Annotated in this window: 15 protein-coding genes; 8 read left to right on the top strand and 7 right to left on the bottom strand. The window is 64.3% G+C overall.

Features of this window, described 5'->3' with window-relative positions; genetic code table 11:
• Positions 1 to 37: 37 nt before the first annotated feature.
• The 3 genes from recN (at position 38) to IPL79_00865 (ending at position 3,906) form a co-directional block, all read left to right on the top strand.
• Entirely contained in the window at positions 38 to 1,750 is a 1,713-nt protein-coding gene (gene recN / locus IPL79_00875; protein MBK9069554.1) for a DNA repair protein RecN, read from the top strand.
• 219 nt (positions 1,751 to 1,969) lie between these two features.
• Entirely contained in the window at positions 1,970 to 3,133 is a 1,164-nt protein-coding gene (locus tag IPL79_00870; GenBank protein ID MBK9069553.1) for a YegP family protein, read from the top strand.
• Between the two features lie 71 nt (positions 3,134 to 3,204).
• On the top strand, positions 3,205 to 3,906 hold the full coding sequence (locus IPL79_00865) for a hypothetical protein (protein MBK9069552.1): 702 nt from the start codon (positions 3,205 to 3,207) through the stop codon (positions 3,904 to 3,906).
• Between the two features lie 117 nt (positions 3,907 to 4,023).
• Here IPL79_00865 and IPL79_00860 read toward each other — a convergent pair whose 3' ends face one another.
• Entirely contained in the window at positions 4,024 to 5,688 is a 1,665-nt protein-coding gene (locus IPL79_00860; protein ID MBK9069551.1) for an AgmX/PglI C-terminal domain-containing protein, read from the bottom strand.
• A gap of 265 nt (positions 5,689 to 5,953) precedes the next feature.
• Here IPL79_00860 and IPL79_00855 point away from each other — a divergent pair, with 265 nt between their 5' ends.
• Together IPL79_00855 and IPL79_00850 are read left to right on the top strand one after the other, a co-directional pair.
• Positions 5,954 to 7,459 carry a hypothetical protein gene (locus tag IPL79_00855; GenBank protein ID MBK9069550.1) on the top strand — a complete coding sequence of 502 codons (1,506 nt, stop codon included), beginning with the start codon at positions 5,954 to 5,956 and terminating at the stop codon, positions 7,457 to 7,459.
• A 216-nt stretch (positions 7,460 to 7,675) separates the two neighbouring features.
• On the top strand, positions 7,676 to 8,020 hold the full coding sequence (locus tag IPL79_00850; GenBank protein ID MBK9069549.1) for an ArsC family transcriptional regulator: 345 nt from the start codon (positions 7,676 to 7,678) through the stop codon (positions 8,018 to 8,020).
• A 174-nt stretch (positions 8,021 to 8,194) separates the two neighbouring features.
• Here IPL79_00850 and IPL79_00845 read toward each other — a convergent pair whose 3' ends face one another.
• Together IPL79_00845 and IPL79_00840 are read right to left on the bottom strand one after the other, a co-directional pair.
• On the bottom strand, positions 8,195 to 9,061 hold the full coding sequence (locus tag IPL79_00845; protein ID MBK9069548.1) for a YcbK family protein: 867 nt from the start codon (positions 9,059 to 9,061) through the stop codon (positions 8,195 to 8,197).
• A gap of 90 nt (positions 9,062 to 9,151) precedes the next feature.
• Positions 9,152 to 9,595, bottom strand: a complete 444-nt coding sequence (locus tag IPL79_00840) for a cytidine/deoxycytidylate deaminase family protein (protein MBK9069547.1) — start codon at positions 9,593 to 9,595, stop codon at positions 9,152 to 9,154.
• A gap of 71 nt (positions 9,596 to 9,666) precedes the next feature.
• Between IPL79_00840 and ileS the strand changes: the two genes are divergently transcribed.
• From ileS to IPL79_00825, 3 genes are read left to right on the top strand one after another with little or no spacing between them, the layout of a single operon-like run.
• Positions 9,667 to 12,504, top strand: a complete 2,838-nt coding sequence (gene ileS, locus IPL79_00835) for an isoleucine--tRNA ligase (GenBank protein ID MBK9069546.1) — start codon at positions 9,667 to 9,669, stop codon at positions 12,502 to 12,504.
• Positions 12,505 to 12,513: 9 nt separating this feature from the next.
• Complete coding sequence (gene lspA / locus IPL79_00830; GenBank protein ID MBK9069545.1) at positions 12,514 to 13,056, top strand: signal peptidase II; 543 nt, start codon at positions 12,514 to 12,516, stop codon at positions 13,054 to 13,056.
• A 36-nt stretch (positions 13,057 to 13,092) separates the two neighbouring features.
• Complete coding sequence (locus tag IPL79_00825; GenBank protein MBK9069544.1) at positions 13,093 to 13,884, top strand: hypothetical protein; 792 nt, start codon at positions 13,093 to 13,095, stop codon at positions 13,882 to 13,884.
• A 6-nt stretch (positions 13,885 to 13,890) separates the two neighbouring features.
• On the opposite strand, the gene IPL79_00820 is transcribed toward IPL79_00825, so the two are convergent.
• The 4 genes from IPL79_00820 to IPL79_00805 are packed head-to-tail and all read right to left on the bottom strand — an operon-like array spanning position 13,891 to position 19,578.
• Positions 13,891 to 15,297 (bottom strand): anthranilate synthase component I family protein, encoded by a 1,407-nt coding sequence (locus tag IPL79_00820; protein MBK9069543.1) that lies wholly within the window; start codon positions 15,295 to 15,297, stop codon positions 13,891 to 13,893.
• A gap of 7 nt (positions 15,298 to 15,304) precedes the next feature.
• Positions 15,305 to 16,042: a CDP-diacylglycerol--glycerol-3-phosphate 3-phosphatidyltransferase gene (gene pgsA / locus IPL79_00815; GenBank protein MBK9069542.1), complete on the bottom strand. Its 738-nt coding sequence runs from the start codon at positions 16,040 to 16,042 to the stop codon at positions 15,305 to 15,307.
• Positions 16,039 to 17,397: a tetratricopeptide repeat protein gene (locus tag IPL79_00810; GenBank protein ID MBK9069541.1), complete on the bottom strand. Its 1,359-nt coding sequence runs from the start codon at positions 17,395 to 17,397 to the stop codon at positions 16,039 to 16,041. Before IPL79_00810 ends, pgsA begins: the two co-directional genes overlap by 4 nt.
• Before the next feature lie 18 nt (positions 17,398 to 17,415).
• On the bottom strand, positions 17,416 to 19,578 hold the full coding sequence (locus tag IPL79_00805) for a DNA internalization-related competence protein ComEC/Rec2 (protein MBK9069540.1): 2,163 nt from the start codon (positions 19,576 to 19,578) through the stop codon (positions 17,416 to 17,418).
• Positions 19,579 to 19,649 lie beyond the last annotated feature (71 nt).

The following is a 19,649-nucleotide window of genomic DNA, read 5'->3' as shown; positions in this document are numbered from 1 at the left end:
TCAAATGGGGGCGCCTGACGCCCCCGGGGAGAGCTGCATGCTGCAACAATTACGCGTTACAAATTTTGCGTTGATTTCTGATGTATCGATTGAGTTTGGCGAGGGCTTTAACGTGCTCACCGGCGAGACCGGTGCGGGCAAGTCGCTCATCGTCGAGGCGGTGAACTTGCTGCGCGGTGGACGCGCGAACGGCGACATGCCGCGCACAGGTTGCGCCGAGGCGGTCGTCGAGGCCGTGATCGCCGTGCCGGATGATTTAGCAAACGCTGCCGCGGAGATCTTGCAGCGCAGCGGCTTGCCGCTCGATCTTGAGGGCGGCGCAGCAACGCAAGGAGGTGGCAACGGGCGCTGCGGCGAACTCTTGATTCGCCGCGTGGTGGCGCGCGGCGGTCGCAGCCGCACCTATATCAACGGGGCGTTGGCCACCGCGGCCGTCCTTGGCGAGCTGGGCGGCATGCTCATCGACCTCTCGGGTCAGCACGAACATCAGGGCCTCATTGTGCCCGATAAACACCGCGCCATCCTCGACGGCTATGCAGGGCTGACGCCACAAGTCGAGCGACTGCACGGGGCGTATCAAAGCCTCGCCGACGCCCGCCATGAGCTCGCGCTGCTACAAACGCAGCAGGCCGATCGCATCGCGCGCGCCGAGTACTTAGAATTTATGTGCGGCGAAGTCGCGGCGGCTGCGCCTCAGCCCGGCGAACTTGAGCAGCTTGAAGCGGAGCGGGTTCGGCTGACCGCGGTGGAGCACTTGCAGCGCGGCGTCGGCGCGGCCTTGGCAGCTATCAGCGACGGCGAAGCCAACGCGGCTGACGGCCTGGGCGCCGCGATTCGCGAGTTAGAGCGAGCCGCGCGTTTCGATGATGAGCTGGCCGAGCTTATTGGCTTGGTGCGCGAAGCCAAGGTGCTAACCGACGAGGCGGCGGCGGCGCTGGCACGCTATGATGGGCGCCTCGAGGCCAATCCCGATCGCCTCGCCGAGGTGATGGCGAGGATGGAGCTGTTGCGCAAGCTGTGCCGCAAGCACGGCGGAGATCTTGCCGAGGTGATGGCGGCGCATGAGCGCATGACGGCCGAATTGGCCGAGCTTGCAGGGCGCGACGGGCGCATCGCTGAGCTAGAAGCGCGGTGCGGCGCGCTCGAGCCGCAGGTGCTCGCCATGGCGCGCGAGGTGTCAAGCGCACGCATCGCCGCAGCGACCAAGCTAAGCCGCGCGGTGCACAAAGCGCTGGCGGAACTCGGCATGGGCGCTGCGCAATTGCTGGTGCAGCGCAGCGAATGCGCGCTGGGTGCCACGGGCATCGACCGCATCGAGCTCATGCTCGCCGCCAACAAGGGCCTTGAGGCCAAGCCCTTGTCAAAGGTTGCCTCGGGTGGTGAGCTGTCGCGGATCATGCTCGCGCTCAAGATGTGCCTGCGCCGCGCCGACCGCGTCGCGACCTATGTCTTTGACGAGGTCGATACCGGGGTCGGCGGCAGCACCGCCGTGGCGATTGGCCGGCAGATAAGGCAAGTCTCGCAGGCGCGCCAAGTGCTTTGCGTGACGCACCTAGCGCAACTGGCGGCGTTTGCGGATCACCATTATTTAGTCGAGAAACACCACGGCAGCGGCAAAACCGAAACCACGGTGCGCAGGCTCTCGGCGGCCGCGCGGCGAGATGAACTCGCGCGCATGCTCGGCGGCAGCGCGACCGCAAAGGCCAAAGCGCATGCGCAAGAATTGTTGGCCGACGCCCAGGCCGCATGACAACTTAATTGGCCGTCGTCATGGCGCCTTAAGTATCCCTTTGCCGCGTTTGTCGTCGGCGCAGGTCATTCAAGTCCGTCGTTGAAGAATCAAACACGCGACGGCAATGAGCGCGGGTCACATCGGGCATGCCTAATGATCGCAAGGTGCGTCGCGCTGCCAACGTCAAGGCACCTCTATTGCGGACACCGTGGCACGCAAAATGCAGAGGCGGCTGACATGCAACCGCGAATCAAGCTCCCCCACATTTCATTCCTCATTCTTCTCCTAACTAGCGCCTCCGCCCTTGCCGGATGCCTGGGCGGCACGGGCGATGGAAGCGACAGCTACGACGACCTGAGCAAGGGCGTGCCGAGCATCCAAATCGTGACCACGGCCACCGGCGCCTATCGCTTCAATGTCCGCGCGAACAATGGCGAGGTGGTGCTCCGCTCGGAAAATTATCAAACCCTCGCGGGCGCGACCAATGGCGTCGCCTCGGTCAAGGCTAACGGGACCAACCTCGAAAGGTATGTGCTCTTGCAAGCCGCCAATGGCGACTGGTACTTCAATCTCCGCGCCGGCAATTACAAAATTATCGGCACGAGCGAACAATACAGCACGAAATCAAATGCCAAGCGCGGCATGAAAACCGCCGCCGCGATCCTGGCTTACGTAGAGACGCCCGATATCGTGCCCTCCATGCTGCCGCGCGCGGTGACGTTTAAAGGCCTCGATGGGCGTTACTATTGGCAGCTGATCGACGGCTACGGCGATGTCATCCTGCGTTCCGGGGACTTTTCCAGCAAGACGTCAGCCGAGAAGGCGATTGATAAGTTGTTCGAAGCAGGCGTCGCCGAGGACGCCTACGCCGTGCAAACGGCGCTCAACGGCCAATTCTATTTCGTGATCAAAAAGGGCAGCAAAATCCTCGCCTATAGCCGGTGGTACAGCGACCTAGAAGACCTGGCCACTCATCAAGAGGCCACGCGCACGGTCGTGCGCGTGCTGACGCCCGCGCCGAAAGTAGTTTGCACCATGACGCGCGTGGCCGGCGTGCCCGTGCTCAATGACGATGCCAGCACCTCGAGCGAACCGGGACCCGACTCGCAAACCCTCATTGTGCTCAAATCCGAGACGTCGGGCGAAAGCAGCTACGTCGAGGCCTATGTCGGCCGTTACTGGTTCAAGGTCGATCTCAACGACGAAGACATTTACGTTACGCTCTATGAGAAGGACTATTATGACGCCGAGGTGGGAGGCATCATCTGCTTTGACGTGCCGACCGCTGGCGACGATGCCCGCGCGTTCTGCGAAGAACCGCTGAGCATCGACGCCAATCTCGGCCTCAGCACGGAAGACCACTACGTGCACGCCTTTAACTTCTCGTGCAACTTTGAATAGTTTGCGCTAGGCGGCGACAATTGGCCAGAGGCGCATTGCCTCCCCGCACCCTCATTGGCGATACTTGCGCCATGGGAAACATAGGGCGGGTGTTGGGATTTGTTGGGTGTATCGGGCTGTTGCTCGCGATGCCACGGCTCGCGCACGCCGAGGACCTCGTCATTGACGCGCACGGCGAGGCCATTACGGTGCCCTTGCTAGACGGGTTTGAGCTGCTCAGTGAGGGGATGCGGGCGAAGATGGGCCTCGTCGATCCGCCAGGCAGCAACAATCGCACGGTCGCTATTTTTGTCGCACGTGGACTCCTTGAGAAGCTAGAGGCAGGCAACCCGCCCGCCCGCATGCGCTATCTCGACGTGCAAGTGCCGCGCAAGCATGTCTGGCAGACCGGCACGCGGGCCGCGTTTCGCGAGGCCATCGCCATGGTGAAGAAGGGCGGCCTTGACGGCATCGCGAACAAGGAATTTGCCGAGCAGGGTCGCGCCGGCGCCCTGGGTGGCGTCTCAAACCTGCTTCACGAAGGCGAACGCTATTTTGTGCTGCACATGCACCACACGGGCAATGGTCAACGCGAGGATGTCGGGGCGGCGACGGTGCTGGTGCGCGCGCGGATGATTCACCTCTACGTAAGGTCGATGCCCGGCGACGTCGAGGAGGGCGCGTGGGCCAGCGATACCGCAAAGAATTGGGGCAGAGGCGCTCGTGGCCGCCAACTCACCAACGCCCGCCTCGCTCAAGGCCGAAGCCAAAAGCGCCGGCGGTTTTTGGGATAGCGTCTTTAACGGCAGCCTGCGCGGCGCGGCGATCGGCCTCGTCGTTGGCCTAATCTTCATGGTGCTTCGCAAGAAGAACGGCTAGCCCGTCATGCGTCGACGTCTTTATTGCCGCCGTTAGCTACCGCTTGGGCGAAACTCAAACGGATACGATTTCACGTGCACCCCGGCGCCGCCGCCGGGCCGCGGAAACGAGATGTGGCTCACCACCTCGGCCAGGCAGGTTGAGACATTTCCGTGCAGGCCGCGCGCCGTCGCTGAGGTCACCGAGCCGGTGGGGCCGATGAAGAACTGCACCACGACGGTGCCCTGCAGCGTTGGGTCGGCGAGCAACTGGCGCTCATAGCACGAACGGATTTTTTCCATGTTGCGTTTGACGTAGCGACGGATGGTCGCTTGGTCGAGTTCGCCGCTGACCTCGGGCGTGCCGAGCGAGGGTTCGGGAGCCACAGAGGCGCGGCGCCGACTACCGCCTCCACCTGGGCCGACGGTGTATTCGCTGCCCGTGCCTTTGTTGTGGCCAATGCGTCCGTTATCGTCAAGGCCCACCGTGCCCCAGCGATTGCCGCCGCCACCTGGCTCAAAGCCGTTGGGGCCAAAGCCAAAGCCGCCGCGCATTTCGCCAGGAACGGTGCCATGCAAGCCGCCCTGAATGTCGATGTCATCAAGCCCAGACGTAGCGTCGCCGCTACCCGTCAACGACGCGAACACCGCGCCGCCGCTGGCGGCGAAGGCTTGGCCGATCGCACCACCAGAGGCCGCGGCTTCACTCGCCTGCCGCGCGATCATCTGCTCCTCGCTGGTCTTGGCCATCTTGTAGCGTCCCTCGCTGCGGTCTGAGGTCTTGCTGCCCATCTGCCCCGACGCCAGCGCCATCGCCGCGCCCGAGCCACCTGCGTCTGCCACGTCGCTTGGCTGCGGCACGTCAGCATCGTCTAGCTTGACGTCTTCCTTGGCGTCGGCGCGCGCCGACAGCAGCCCCGCATCGTCAAGCCCCATGTCGGCATCGATACCCTCGCCGGGCGGCGCGATCTGATAGAGCAACCCGAGCAGGCCAAAGCAGGCAAAGAACGTCACGCCCGCATAAGCAAGAAACGAGGTATCGAGCGAGGCCAGCCACGCCACGGGTTGCGCCTGTGGCCGGACCACGGCGGTTGCGCGATAGGTAATGGTGCCCAGCTTCGCCGCGATGTAGCCATCGCGCGGGATGACGATGTCACGCACCTCGTCGGCAAACGGTGTCACCACGCCGCGCGACACCACATCGCCGGTCATGCCGGGCGCGACCGAAAAGACAAACTCATCGCCGCGCGGTGCCACGAGGCAAAATGATGTGGCCGGTGCTGCGGTCGTCGCTAGCTCGACGCCCGGCGCGCTGCCGATGGTAAAAACCGGAGATTGTCGATCACGACGTCGAGCCGCCAAGGCCGCGATGGCAAACCCGAGGCCGCCGAGCAGCCCGAGCAACGCAATCGCGTCGGCCTGCCGCCCCACCATATGTGGGCGAAAGGCATAGGCGGGCCGCCCAAGCTTGTTCACCCATTCGTCGGCCCCAGCGGCGTTGTATGCCGCGCCGCGCACCGCAATGACAAACGCTGCCACGGCGGCGATTAACGAGATCGCAGCCAAGGCGGCATACGCCCGCGCCCGGCCACCGCCATCGGCAAGCTGCGGATGGGTCAGATGCTTCACGGTTAGCACCGACGAGCCAAGCGCCGCGCTTACCTCGATGGTGGGGGGTTCTGTAGGTTGGACATTGCTGGCGTATTGAACATTTGACATGACGGACCTCCGGTAGGGGCGGCCGCGCCGCGCGTCGCACTTCGACGCACGGACAGCTCGCAATTCTGCGTTGCGACGTGATGCGCCACACGTCGCCCTGGCTACTGCACCAGCCACGCCGTTGTTCGCAACGCCTCGCTCTTCCCTTACCCTGACAACGCGCCCTCCGCGCGGTTCCATATTTTTTTGCGCCCGCCGCGGGGTACGCCCCGCGGCCCGAAATTTATTGGTCTCAAAAGCCGCGGCGCTGTCGTAAGCTCGGGGCATGAATCTGCAAACTTCGCCGACCGCGACCACACGAACGCGGCCGCCGCGACCACGCGCTCACCTCCTCGCAGCGGTTTTGCTGGGCGCGCTGGCCGCGACCGCCTGTGGCGGTGACGACGCCGCGCCGGACGACAACCAGACGGTCACTAGCTGCGAGGTCACCGCGCCAAGTTGCGACGCCACGGATATCGAGGGCCAGCTCGCTTGCGTGCCCGGCCTCACCGCCACGCGCAACGAAGCCGGCGATACGGGCGGCCCGACGCCGCGGCAGCGTTTTGATCTTACGCTCGAGCAACCGATAGACCACGCCGATTTGTCGGTAGGTACGTTTACCCAGCACGCCGTCCTGTATGTCGCGGGCGCGGAGGCGCCCATGGTGTTCTACACCAGCGGCTACCATCTCGGCGGCTATCTCAGCGAACCGGCGCTGATCTTTGGCACCAACCAAATTGAGATCGAGCATCGATTTTTTGGGCCGTCAACGCCAAGCCCACGCGACTGGAGCAAGCTGACAATTCGGCAACAGGCGCTCGACGAACACCGTTGGGTGCGTGCGCTTCGCTTCATGTTCCCGGGCGGCTGGATAAACACAGGGGGCAGCAAGGGCGGCAAGACCGCGACCTTTCATCGCAAGCTCAGCCCGTGCGACTTCGACGGCACGCTGGCCTACGTCGCGCCGTTTACGCCGCAACTCGCGGATCCCCGCTACGAGGCGTTTCTGAATCAAGTTGGCGGCGACGAGCAGGCGGCCTGTCGCGCGTCGTGGGTCGAGTTTCAGCGGCTGGCACTGACGCGTCGCGACGACATCGTGCCGTTGATGGGAGGCACGTATGCTCACCTCGGCAGCGCCGACGTGGCGTTTGAACACCTCATCATCGAGGCGCCTTGGGCGTTTTGGCAATATATCGGCCCCGACTATGAAGACTATAACTGCGAGACGATTCCGGACGAAACGGCAAGCGACGAAGAAATCCTCGATTATCTCGACGTCGTCGTCGGCATCGACTATTTGGTAAGCGACGCGACGATCGAGGACTACGCGGCCTATTACTACCAGGCCGCGACCCAACTCGGCGACTACCTGCCGCCTGAGTCGCTGATTGCCGACCTCTTGCGCTATCCAGGAACTGATACGTCGCAAACGTATGCGCCCAAAGACGTCGACCTGCCCTACGACAATAGCGCCGTGATTGACACGCTCGCGTGGGTCGCCGACGAGGCCACCGATATTGCGTTTATCTACGGCGAGTTCGACCCATGGACCGCCGGCGCCATCGCCGCGCCGACACGGACCGCGGTGCAGAAGTATGAGGTTGCGCGCGGCAACCACGGCGCGGGCCTGTTTGAGATGGCCCCCGAGGATCGTGCGACGCTTATGGCTAGCTTGTCGACCTGGCTCGGCACCCCGCCGGTGATCGACTTCGCCAACGCGCAAAAAGTGATGGCGCCGGCCCGCGTCCCCCACCGGGCGGCGGCCTACGATCCGCAGCGCCTGCGCCACTAATTGCGCCAAACAGAAACGCATTGAGTGGGGCCGGAGACAATAATCGACCGGTGTACGGCTTCGCGAGCCTCGTTACAGCCAGACGGCTGCGCCTCGGCATCGCTGCAGGCGCGCACCGCAATCTCCTCCACCCACTGCGTTCTGTTCTTCGCCATTTTGGATCTTAAATTATGAATTTCAGGTTATGTGCATGCCTCAGTTAAAAGGGGACCACTCGTGAACATCCAAGTCTTTGGCACCAAAAAATGCCCCGACACGCGCAAGGCCGAGCGTTGGTTTAAGGAACGTGGCATCAAGTTTCACGCCGTCGACTTGGCGAGCAAGGGCCTCGCGCCCGGCGAGCTGCGCAGCGTCGCCGCGCGCGTCGGTGGCGTCCAGGCGATGCTCGACACCACCAGCCGCCGCTATCTCGACAAGGGCCTGGCGCATGGCTCGCCCTCGGCGGCGCGCCTTGAGAGCCTGTTGCTCGACGATCCACTCCTGTGCAAGACGCCGATCGTGCGCAACGGCGCGCAGGCGACGCTTGGGTTTGCGCCCGACATTTGGGCGACCTGGACGTAAACTCGGACGTTAACCAGATACGTACAATCTAAATCCTAAAATGGCGGAGAACAGAACGCAGTGGGTGGAGGAGATTGCGGTGCACGCCTGCAGCGATGCCGAGGCGCAGCCGTCTGGCTGTAACGAGGCTCGCGAAGCCGTACACCGCAAGATCCCCACTCAATGCGTTTCTGTCTAAACGTTTGGCCGGCGCTTCGTGGCTTTGTTGCTCTTGGTCGCCGGACGGCGGCCTTTTTTGGTGACCTTGCCGCCACCTGGTGGGGAGTAGTCGGTCCAGCGATAGCTTGGCGATGCGGGCGCGCGAAAGTCGACGTGGACAAAGCCGCTGTTGGGATAGATGCCGATGCCCATGCCCCCGGTATCGAGCGATTGGGCATAGGCGTAGACCTCTTTGATCGAAACGCCGGGTACGCGCAAATCCATCGCCGAGGCATGATGATGCCGGCTGCCCGCGCGTTCGGTGGCGCGGTAGCCGCTGACGAGAATCAGGCGTTGCTGGCCAAACTGATCGTAAATGCGCGAGAGCATTTCGTAGAGTTCAGGGCGGACGGCGCGCACATCGTGGGTGCGCTTGCAGCGAAAGACGTCATCAAGCTGCGCCAGCACCTCATCATTGAGGGAGCCGTCTTCGCGATAGATTTGAACTTTTAGCTCTTCATTGAGGTTTTCGGCCCACAACCAAATTTCACCCGAGGGCTTGGCGAGCGGTTCGGTGCGCAGCGTGCTCGCTGGGGCGTTGTGGCCGACAAAGCGCGGACGCCGCGCCTTCTTTTTGCGCGAGGTTTTTCCGCTCGCCGCCGCAACCTTTTTGCCGCCGCGGGCCGCCGGTTTGGCCTTGGATGACTTCCCGGCTGCCTTAGGCTTAGCCTTGGCCTTGGCCTTAGCTTGAACTTTGGTGGAGGTGGCCTTGGCTGTGGGGCGGCGCTTGGCGCCATCGTCCGCGCCGGCCTGCGCCGGGACCAAGAGCAGCCAGGCGAGCGCAAGCAGCAGTGCCGCTGGCACGCGCGCGGGCGCTGGGTTGGTCAGACCGAGTTGAGCCATTCAAATAGCCTAAGGAAAACGCCCCCCATTTGCAAACCAAAGGCCGCGGGCGTTCCGGCGCAGACCGGGGGCTCAAGTTATTTCAGTATCTTAAGCACCAGGCGGGGACGCGATCGGCACATGAATAAGTTCGATGCCAACTGCAGTAGCCACCTCTAAGCTGCGCGTGTCGCGATAAAACTCGCCGTAACAAATACGGGTGATCCCGGCGTTCGCAAGCTGTTTAAAGCAGTTCCAACAAGGACTCGCGGTGACGTAAATCGACGCGCCGTCGATCATGACGCCGTTACGCGCCGCCTGGAGGATCGCATTGGTCTCGGCATGGATCGTCGCTACGCAGTGTCCGTCCTCCATCATATGGCCAGCTTCCGTGCAATGCGGCAGCCCGCGAATGGAGCCGTTGTACCCCGTCGACAAGATGGTCTTGTTGCGCACGATCACCGCGCCAACATACTTGCGCTCGCAGGTGGAGCGCGTCGCCACGACCTGCGCGATGCTCATGAAATATTCGTCCCAAGACGCGCGATTGGCCATGCGCCAGCTATAGCAAATTTGCCCGCCGCGGCCGCGCGATCAACGTCTTTTTGGTCTACTGTCGCGCCGCCATGTCGGGGCAAGGAAAATATAAAGATTCAGTTCGGTTACCAGAGACGGCGTTCCCGATGAAGGGCGATCTCGCGCTGCGTGAACCGCAGATTTTGGCGCAGTGGCAGCAGCTTGGGCTGTACGAGCAAATCCGTGCCGCGCGCGCGGGCTCGCCGAAGTTTGTCCTGCACGACGGCCCGCCCTATGCCAACGGCAATATTCACTACGGGCACATCCTAAATAAGATCCTCAAAGACCTCGTCGTCAAGTCCAAGACGATGGCGGGTTTTGACACCGAATTTGTCCCTGGCTGGGACACGCATGGCCTGCCGATCGAGCTGGCAGTCGAACGCGAGCTGGGGGCCAAGCGCCGCGACATGACGCTGGCGCAGGTGCGCACGGCCTGTCGCGACTACGCGCTGCGCTTTGTCGAGGTGCAACGCAGCGAGTTTGTTCGGCTGGGCATCTTGGGCCAATGGGCAACGCCGTATCTCACGCTCGATGCCAGCTACGAATCCGCCATCGTGCGCGCGCTCGCGGCGTTTGCGCGCGGCGGATATCTTTACCGCGGCCACAAGCCGGTGTATTGGTGCGCCCGCGACGCCACCGCGCTGGCGGAAGCGGAAATCGAATACAAGGACAAGGCCTCGCCTTCGATCTACGTGCGCTTCCCCTTGGTGCCAGCGGCGCAAGGCGGGATCGACCCAGCTGCGCTGCACCCGGGCCTTGCGGGCCAGGCGTTGGCGCTACCGATCTGGACGACGACGCCATGGACGATTCCCTCCAACCTTGCCATCGCCATGCACCGCGACGTCGAGTATGTCGCCATCGCCTCGAAGGTGGCCGGCGAGCGTCTGCTCGTCGCGCGCGACCTCGCGGCGGCGTTTGCCACGGCCGTGGGCCTCGACGCGCCCGAGGCGACGTGGCTGACGATCGACCAGGCAAAGCTTTCGCTGCTGGAAGGCGCGCGCTATCAACACCCGTTTGTCGCGCCGCGCGCCGACAATGAATTTCGCGTGTGGTTTGCCGACTACGTCACCACGGAGCAAGGCACCGGGCTGGTGCATACCGCGCCGGGCCACGGTCCTGATGACTATAAGACGGGCATGGCGCATGGCCTGCCGCCGCTGTCGCCCATCGACGCGCGTGGGCGCTACACCGAAGAGTTCGCCGAATTTAAGGGCGTCTCGATCGATGAGGCCAATCCCAAGCTGGTGGAGAAACTTCACGCCTCAGGCCATCTGCTCAACGCGCCAGGCGAGTCGATTCGCCATAGTTTTCCGCATTGTTGGCGCTGCAAGGGGCCAATCATGTTTCGCGCCACGCCGCAGTGGTTTGTTTCGATCGACCACAATGACTTGCGCCAGGTGGCGCTGCGCGAAATCGACGCCACCACCTGGGTGCCGCCGTGGGGCCGCAATCGCATTTATGCCATGATCGAAAACCGCCCCGATTGGGTGCTATCGCGCCAGCGGCTATGGGGTACGCCTATCCCGGCGTTCTACTGCACGTCGTGCAATGCCGAGCATGCCGAGGCCGCGACCATGGAGCATGTGGCGGGCATTTTTGACGCCAAAGGCGCCGATGCGTGGTGGACGTTGCCGGTGAGCGAACTTTTGCCAGCGGGCACCAAGTGTGCCAACTGCGCGGCGCCGGGCTCGGGCTTTGAGCGCGAAAACGACATCGTCGACGTGTGGTTTGAATCGGGCGTGTCGTGGCTGGCGATGCAGCAAAAGCAGCCCGGCTACGAACAGATCGATCTCTATCTCGAGGGCTCCGACCAGCATCGCGGGTGGTTTCACTCCTCGCTACTGGCGAGCGTCGGCGTGCGCGGCAAGGCGCCATATAAGCAAGTCATCACGCACGGCTTTGTGCTCGACGACCACGGCAATCCGTATTCCAAGAGCGCGATCGAAAAGGCCAAGCAAGAGGGCAAAAAGGTCAGCTACATCGCGCCGGATGACGTGATTAAAAAATCTGGCGCCGAACTGTTTCGGCTATGGGTAGCGTCGACCGAATTTCGCAACGACATCCCGTATTCGCAAGCGCTGCTCGATGGCCTCACCGACTGGTATCGCAAGTTTCGCAACAGCGCGCGCTTTGCGCTGGGCAACCTCGCGGGCTTTGACCCGAGCGTGCACACGCGCGCCGACGGCCAAGTTTATGCCGTTGACCGCTATCTGCTCGCCCGCGTCGACGAGCTGGTGGCGCGCGTAGCCGCGGCGTATGAGAAATACGAATTTCACGTCGCGCATCGCGCGATCGCCGATTTTGTCACCGTCGATTTCTCGGCGCTGTACTCCGATGTTGTCAAAGATCGCATGTACTCCGACGCGGTGACGTCGGCGGCGCGCATCTCGGCGCAGGTGGTGATTTACGAGGCGCTGCGTGCGGTCATTACGCTCTATGCACCCGTGCTCGCGTTTACGACCGAAGATATTTGGGGCTATCTGCCCAAGCGCGCTGGCGATCCCGCCAGCGTCCATTTGGCGCGCATGCCGTCGCCGAGCGCGCAAGCCGCGCCAACCGAGCTGTTTGCGGACTTCGCGGTGCTGCTTGCCTGGCGCGAGACCGTCAACAAGGAGCTCGAGGCGTTTCGCGCCACCAAGCGCAAATCGATTGACGCGGCGGTGACAATTGCCGCTCCGGCTGGCGACCTCGCGGTGCTGCGCAAGCACCATGCCGAGCTGGCCGACTTGTTTATTGTTTCGAGCGTGGCGCTTTCGGAAGGCGCCGCCGCGGTGACCGTGGCGGCACATGCGGGCCTGCGCTGCGAACGCTGCTGGAAATGGTTTGACAGCCTCGCGACCTCGCCTAATGATGTTTGCCAACGCTGCGCTGCGGCGCTGCAGCCCTAAGGAACTACAATGTCAAAACGATGGAACCTATTCTTGGTGATCGCCGTGATCACGATTGGCCTCGACCTCGGCTCGAAGTATTGGGCACGCCACAGCCTGCCAACCCAGCCCGCCGCCTGCGCGGTGCCAGACGATTTTAAGGTGGGACGCTGCACCGGCGTCCCGACGGCCGTCATCGATGGTTTCTGGGAATGGCGACTCGCCTTTAACAAGGGCGCCGCGTTTTCGATGTTTCACAGCGCGCAAGGCGGGCGCTGGCTGCTAACTGGCATCGGCCTGCTCGCGGTCTTGGCGATGCTATGGATGGTACATAAGGCACGCGCGGAGCAGCGCTTGCTCATCGCGTCTCTGGCCTTGGTGGCCGGCGGCGCCCTAGGCAATTTGGCTGATCGCGTCTATTTTGGCGTGGTCACGGATTTTGTCCTGTGGCGCTACAAGCAGCACGAATGGCCGGTATTCAACATCGCCGACGTCGCCTTGGTGATAGGCGTGGGCCTGCTGGTCATCGACGCATGGCGCGAGGCCAAGGCCGCCCGCGTCGCGGCTGCATAGTCGCCCACCGCGCGGCCAGCGTGCTAGGCTGAGGCCATGAACGCTCACTTGTCGCGTAGCCTATTTAGCCTGCTGGCCTGCGCCGCGCTCGGCTGCGATGGCTTTTCGCCGTTTGATCGCGATCCGGGCACGCCGCCGCCAATCGGCCCAGGCGGTGACGCCGGGAGCGACGGCGCCTCCGACGGCAGCGGCGATGCCGTGCCAGGCGAAGCGACGGGGCGGCTCTGCCAGTTGGTCGACATGCGCACGCCCTTGGAGTGCGCCAGCAATATCGATTTCACCGGGGTGCAAGTCGCACAGATCGGGACGGACAACGAAGCCACCGCGGCCGCCGATGGCACGTTTTTGCTGCAATCGGACCCCGGCGCCTTTCTGCTTTTGAGAGTGGGCGCAGGAAGTGATGAATTCGCGACCACCATCGTGCGCCTAACCCAAGGTGCGGCGCGCATTGAAGACGTGGCGATTCCGTTGCTTACCGCAAGCGATGCTGATGCCATCTTGGCCAACACCGACGTCCCGCCGGTGGCGAGTCGCGGGCAAGCGGTGTTCTGGTTTTCTCAGGACGGCGGCGGCGGCGCGGCGCCGCGCAGCGACGTCCAGCTCACGCCCGTGCCGAGCGGTGCCTCAGCGACGTACGAAACCCTCGACGCGCTGACGTGGACGACGTCGGCTGGCCAAACTGGTGCCTCGGGCGTCGCCGTCGCGCTAAATGTAACGACGGGGTCCAAGAGCTTTGGCGCGACCTATAGCGCGCAGACGCTGTCGTTTAACCAGGTGCCTATCGAAGCCGGCGCCTGGACCTTCACCACCGGCCTATTTGCACCCTAGCTGATTTCATCGCACATGATCGCCGCGCAACGCCGCGGCAAAACCTAGCGCCTTGGTCTGGGTTTCTTCAAGTTCCGCTGCGGGGACCGAGTCGGCGACGATGCCGCCACCCACGGTGACGACGAGTTCGCCTCCCTGCAGCAGCGCGGTTCGGATCGCCACCGACAGCGAGACCTCGCCGCTGGTGAGGTAGCCAATGGCGCCGCAATAGGGCCCGCGGGCAAAGGGCTCAAGCGCCGCAATCATTTGCATCGCGGCGAGCTTGGGCGCGCCCGTGATCGAGCCGCCGGGAAACATCGCGCCGAGCATGGCGGCCAGGCCGACGTCGCCCCGCAGGTCGCCGGCGATCTGCGACACGCGATGAACTAGCTGTGGCAAGACCAAGGGATAACCGTGGCGCTCGACGCGAACGCTGCCTATTTCGCAAATACGGCCCAAATCGTTGCGTTCGAGATCGACGATCATATCGTGCTCGGCGCCATCTTTTTCGCTGGCTAGCAAGTCATTCACCACCGCCGCCTCATCGCGCGCAGCGGTTGCGTCCTCGGCCGGCGCGCGTCGCCGCGTGCCCTTAATGGGACGGGTCTCGATGCGGACGTCGCCAGCGCGCTTGCGCAAAAACAATTCCGGCGAGTTTGTGACGATGCTGCCCGCGGCAAGCTGCAAGACGCCGCCAAACGGTGCCGGGGACGCACAGCTGAGCGCGTGGTAGAGCGCGACCGCATCGGCGCTGGGCCAAGCCGCGATGAGCTGGCGCGCAATGTTGACCTGATACACCTCGCCCGCGGTGATGCCGCGCTGCACGGAGGCAATGGCCGCGAGATAGCCTTCGTCGTCAAATCGCGGGCGCAGCTCGCGCTCGTCGGCGCGCGGCGCCGATGGCACGTGCCACCCCGACGATGACAACGGCGCAGAGGTGGCGCCTGCCATCGCCTGCGCCAACCGCGGCGACACGCCATGCGCTCGCGACGAATACGCGATGCCATGCTCGCCGGCCTGCTCCCAGCGGCAGACCGCGGTGTAAACGCCAAGCCACGCATCAGGCCACGTCGAGCCTCGCGGCCTTGGCAACTTGTGGCCCGCGCCCACCTGGGCGCCAAATTCGTAGCCAAAATAACCTGCCACCCAAGGCAGCGCGCGTGCCTCGCCATGCAACGAAACGCCAACGTCAGCCAGCCAGCGCTCGATCGCCAGCGCTGGCTCACCGCGCCGAAGCTCGAGCACCTCGTCGCCTTGCATCAGACGCGCCTCATCACCATGGACGAAAATCTCGCGCCATGGGGTGCTGGCGACAAAGGTTGAGGCGCCCACGCCATCCGCGTTGCTCGCGCTATGCAGCATCACCGTGCCTGGCACGCCCGCGAGCTCGGCCATCAGGGCCCATGGCGTCGCCGTGATCACCTCCTGCCGCATGTGCCTCTCATTCCTTGGCCGCGTGTCGCCGCGCACGCCGCATCATCTTGTTTTCGCGCCGCGCCGCGCGCCGTTTCTCGCGCGAGTTGCCGAGCGCCGCTTGCTCGGCAGCCTCGGCCGCCGCCGCCTGCGCGAAATACCAAAAATATTCACCCGCCGACACCAACGAGAAGACGAGCGACGCATAGGTCACCACCATGCCGACGTAGTGGCAATCAACCGTCACGCCCTGCCACGACAGCGGCTCGTGAATGAGCAAGAATGAGATGCCGACGATTTGCAACACCGTCTTCCACTTGCCACCCGTGCCCGCCGCGATGACGTGACCGCGCGAGCTGGCGATGGCGCGCAGCCCGGTAATGGCCAACTCACGCGCCATGAGCACGATGGTGAGCCACGCGGGGGCTCGGCGGGTCTCCACCAGCACGATGAGCGTGGAAAGCACGATAAGCTTGTCCGCGAGCGGGTCGAGAAATTGTCCCAGTACCGTGACAAGGTTTAGGCGCCTGGCGAGATAACCGTCGAGAAAATCCGTGACGGCGGCGACGACGAACACCGCGCACGCGGCAATGCCCCACGAAAGGCCTTCCTTGCTGGCGAAGACGAGCACGAGCGGGATGAGCGCAATGCGCAGCATCGTGACGAGATTGGGCAGCTCGGCGGCCTCTTGGCCAAGCGATCGCCATGCGACGGTCCGCGGCGGCGGAGGCCCACCCGCGGGTGTCGGCGGCGCCGCGCCGGTCATGACGCCTGTTGTTCGACGAATACGACGCCCTCGCCGCTACATTCTAGCCACGCACCCACCGCGGGTTTTTCGGTGAGCAGGTTCGACGCATGCGTGGCGCGCGGCACGATGCGCCCGACCCAGCCAAGCAGCGCTTCACCGACGACGTACTGCGGGTGGCGTTGCGCGACCTTGAGGCCGCGCGGCAGCGTCGGCCAAACCACCGCGACGGTGCCGGTGCCGCGAAACTGCACGAACGAGCGCGCCCGGTTGGTGCCTGGTACATAGCCATTTTCCCACCGCAACTCCTCGGAGAACGCCAAGACCAACTCCTCGGGCAAATACAAGATGTCTTCATCGAGCTCAAGCAGCTTGCCGGCGGGCGCCTGCCAGGTACAAATGCCCTGTCCGCTAATCCGATAGACGGGGTCATCGCCCATCGCGAAGGCTTCCGCCAGCTCATGCCCGCGCGAACGACGCATGAGCACTTGTGAGGTTAGCTCGCCCGAGTACGCGACCACGTGTTTCAGGCGTGCGCAGATCGCGCCATTGACCGCCGCCGAGATAACGCCATCGCGCGTCGCGGTAAACCCTTTGCTCGGAGTTGATTCGAGCCGGCTTGCGGCGAAACGCGATAGCAACATGGCCTCGGTCGCATCGGTGCTTGCGGTCTTGGCCGGCGCGATTTCGCGCACCATGCGCTCGACATGGCTTTCGCGACGCGCACGCGGCGCATCTGAACTGACTTGCGCTGCGGCGGGCGGCGGTGCCGTCAGGGATGGTCCAGGCGTGGGCGGCGGCAGCGCAAGTTCGCGCAACGGCGGCGGTGGCGCCGTGGTTGGCCGCATCGGCGGCGGATGCGAGATCGGGCGGCTAGCCTGCCGCGGCGGCGGCGTGGCCAATTCGCGATCAATGGCGGCAAGCTCTGCGGGGGAGACACTTTGTGCGACCTCGCGCGCCAAGTCCGCCTGGCCGACCTGGCAAAAAGCGCGATACGCGTCGGCAAGCCGCCCGGCACTGGCGTAGGCCAGTCCCAGATAGCTCACGGTTTTTTGCTGGCCCGGATCAAGGGTGCGTGCGGCCTCTAGGTGCGAAATGGAGGCTTCGGCGCGATCGAGCTTGAGCAGCACAATGCCGAGATTAAGCCGCGAAACGCCGTCTGCGAGGTTAGCGCGCACCAGCCGCTCATAACGCGGCAAAGCCTCCGGGTAGCGTCCGAGGCGAAACAGCACCAAGCCGAGCAGCGCACACACCTCGAGATTTTCCGGGTTGGCGCCCTCGAGCGTGACCAAGGACGTCACCGCCTCTTGCAAGCGCTCTTGACGTACGAGCTCGCCGGCCGCCTTAAGCACCAGCTCTAATTCGGATTGTGCCACGCGCCAAGGCTATCGCGTTTATGGCAGCGCAACAACGCCCCCCACGTAGGTAAACCATTGCCACCGCCCATCGGGGGCGATGACCACCGAAATGCTGCCGTGGCGGTCGGTGCGCAAGATCGTCGCCCCCCGATGTTCCCATCGCACCATGACCTCGCGCGCCGGCAAGCCGAAGCGGTTGCCACGCCCCACCGAGGCAATCGCCACGCGCGGCCGCAAGCGGTCCACCACCGCCTGCGCCGACGAGGTGGCGCTGCCGTGGTGACCGATCTTAACCGCGTCGACGGCGATAAGGCGCGCGAGCAGTGACGCCTCTTGCTCCTCCGACGCATCGCCGAGCAGGGCGAGCGTGCGTCCGCCATAGCTCACTAGGACCACGATCGAATTATCGTTTTCGCCGCGCACCGCTTCTGCCGTCGCGCGGCGCGATGTAGCGGACAGCGCGCGAGGGCCGATGACGTGGACGCGCGCGCCGCCAAGCCTTGGACCATGGTAGATGCCAAGGCGCGGCGAATCGACGACGGTGCCGGCGGTGCGCAACGATGTTTCGCAGCGATCAAACTCGGCCTCGGTTGCCGAACGACTGTCAAAGATCCCCATAGGGTCAGCGTAGCCATCGGTGCCCGGCGGCGGCAGCGCGGCTGCTCGCTCGGTCCGCCACAGCGAGCGGATGGCGATGCGTCCCGCCAAGTGACACAGCGCCGCAAAATGATCCGCATGGCGATGCGTGATGATGACGCGATCCAGCGCGGTAATCCGACGCGCGCGCAGATAGCGCAACAGTGGATCATAAGCCGCATCGGACTTCGTCGTCGTGGCGCTGCGGCCGGCGTCAACCAGCCAACGCGCGCCGCCGGGAAACTCGATCAGGGCCGCATCGCCCTGCCCGACATCGATAAACGTCACCACTAGCTTGCCGGCGGCGGGCGCGCTCCGTGCGCACCACGATGCCACCGGCGTCCACATTGCCGCGATCGCGATCATGGCGGCGGCCGCGAGGCCATGGCGGAGCCGCCGCGCGGGATTGCGCACGGCGAGCCACAAGCACGCGCATGCCGCCCCGTAAGCCGCCATTGCCGGCAGCGCGGGCGGCGCGCACTCAACCGTCGGCAACCACGGGGCCAGCCAACGCGCCGCTACGAGCGAGACCACCGCGGCGCCCTCCGCCACCGCCAGCAAGGCGCCCGCCAAGCCGTCCGAGATGGGCGCCACGACGACCGCAAGCAGCGCCATGGGCAAGGCCACTAACTCGCACGGCGTCGTCACTAACAAGTTGGCGATGAAGCTCGCAATGGGAACTTGATGAAAGTGGTAGGCCACGATCGGCGCGGTCACCAAGGATACCCACGCCGAGACAACAACGGCCTTTAGCGTCCAGCGCAAGCCACGCCGCGCGCGCGAGCGCGTGGCCGGCACGACGCCGTCATGGACAAACCACGGCGCCGCCGCCACCAACGCCGCGGTCGCCACCGCGGATAATTGAAACGACGGATCGCAGATCCACGCGGGCTGCCACGCAAGCATGGCTGCCAATGAGATGATGAGCAGGCGCCACGGCGCCAACGACCGTCCTTGGCTGCTCGCCAGCAAGATCAGCAGAATCATCACCAGCGCGCGCAGCGTGGCGGTTTGCAGCCCAGTGAGACCGGCATAAAACGTAACCACCAGCGCCGTAAAGACATGGGCGCCCAGCACGCCAGCCGCTTGCGATCGCGCCATGGCGATGGCTGCGCGCGTGCTCAGCCAAAATACCAGCATCGCGACGATGCCGAGATGAAGCCCGCTGACCGAGAGCGCATGCACAACGCCAAGGTCGCGCCAACGTTCCATGTCTTCATCGAGCACGTCGGCGGTGTTGCCAAGCACCAGGCCAAGTACGAGGCCGGTCGCATCGGCGTGCGCGCCATGGCGCACGATGAGATCATAGATGTGATCGCTCAGGTGAGCCAACGGCCGCCGCCAATGCCAGCGTTGCTGCTGATTTACGGCGATAAGCTGCGGCTGCTGCAACACCTGGCCGTAGCCGCCGCGCTGACCGCGTTGCCACGGCGTCGCCGAGCCCGGTGTAAAGAAGCCGGGCGCGGGCGTGCAGACGCCGCGTAGTGCCACTTCGTCGCCAGGCAACACCCGCGTCGGCACGTGAGTTAGCGTGGTCTTGGCGGGACCGGCGACGAGCGTCATCCAGCGATCGCGCGCAACGCGGGCGCACTTGCTCGACCTCGCCGCGCACGTCACACAGATGATCGGGCATC

The sequence above is a fragment of the Myxococcales bacterium genome, from assembly GCA_016716835.1.
Lineage (GTDB): Bacteria > Myxococcota_A > Polyangia > Haliangiales > Haliangiaceae > JADJUW01.
This window is presented reverse-complemented; position numbering and strand designations above follow the sequence as displayed.

What these genes read in the sequence shown, in the direction of transcription:
- recN (MBK9069554.1), top strand. Translation starts at nt 38, where the DNA reads ATGCTGCAACAATTACGCGTTACAAATTTTGCGTTGATTTCTGATGTA.
- IPL79_00870 (MBK9069553.1), top strand. Translation starts at nt 1,970, where the DNA reads ATGCAACCGCGAATCAAGCTCCCCCACATTTCATTCCTCATTCTTCTC.
- IPL79_00865 (MBK9069552.1), top strand. Translation starts at nt 3,205, where the DNA reads ATGGGAAACATAGGGCGGGTGTTGGGATTTGTTGGGTGTATCGGGCTG.
- IPL79_00860 (MBK9069551.1), bottom strand. Translation starts at nt 5,688, where the DNA reads ATGTCAAATGTTCAATACGCCAGCAATGTCCAACCTACAGAACCCCCC.
- IPL79_00855 (MBK9069550.1), top strand. Translation starts at nt 5,954, where the DNA reads ATGAATCTGCAAACTTCGCCGACCGCGACCACACGAACGCGGCCGCCG.
- IPL79_00845 (MBK9069548.1), bottom strand. Translation starts at nt 9,061, where the DNA reads ATGGCTCAACTCGGTCTGACCAACCCAGCGCCCGCGCGCGTGCCAGCG.
- IPL79_00840 (MBK9069547.1), bottom strand. Translation starts at nt 9,595, where the DNA reads ATGGCCAATCGCGCGTCTTGGGACGAATATTTCATGAGCATCGCGCAG.
- ileS (MBK9069546.1), top strand. Translation starts at nt 9,667, where the DNA reads ATGTCGGGGCAAGGAAAATATAAAGATTCAGTTCGGTTACCAGAGACG.
- lspA (MBK9069545.1), top strand. Translation starts at nt 12,514, where the DNA reads ATGTCAAAACGATGGAACCTATTCTTGGTGATCGCCGTGATCACGATT.
- IPL79_00825 (MBK9069544.1), top strand. Translation starts at nt 13,093, where the DNA reads ATGAACGCTCACTTGTCGCGTAGCCTATTTAGCCTGCTGGCCTGCGCC.
- IPL79_00820 (MBK9069543.1), bottom strand. Translation starts at nt 15,297, where the DNA reads ATGCGGCAGGAGGTGATCACGGCGACGCCATGGGCCCTGATGGCCGAG.
- pgsA (MBK9069542.1), bottom strand. Translation starts at nt 16,042, where the DNA reads ATGACCGGCGCGGCGCCGCCGACACCCGCGGGTGGGCCTCCGCCGCCG.
- IPL79_00805 (MBK9069540.1), bottom strand. Translation starts at nt 19,578, where the DNA reads ATGACGCTCGTCGCCGGTCCCGCCAAGACCACGCTAACTCACGTGCCG.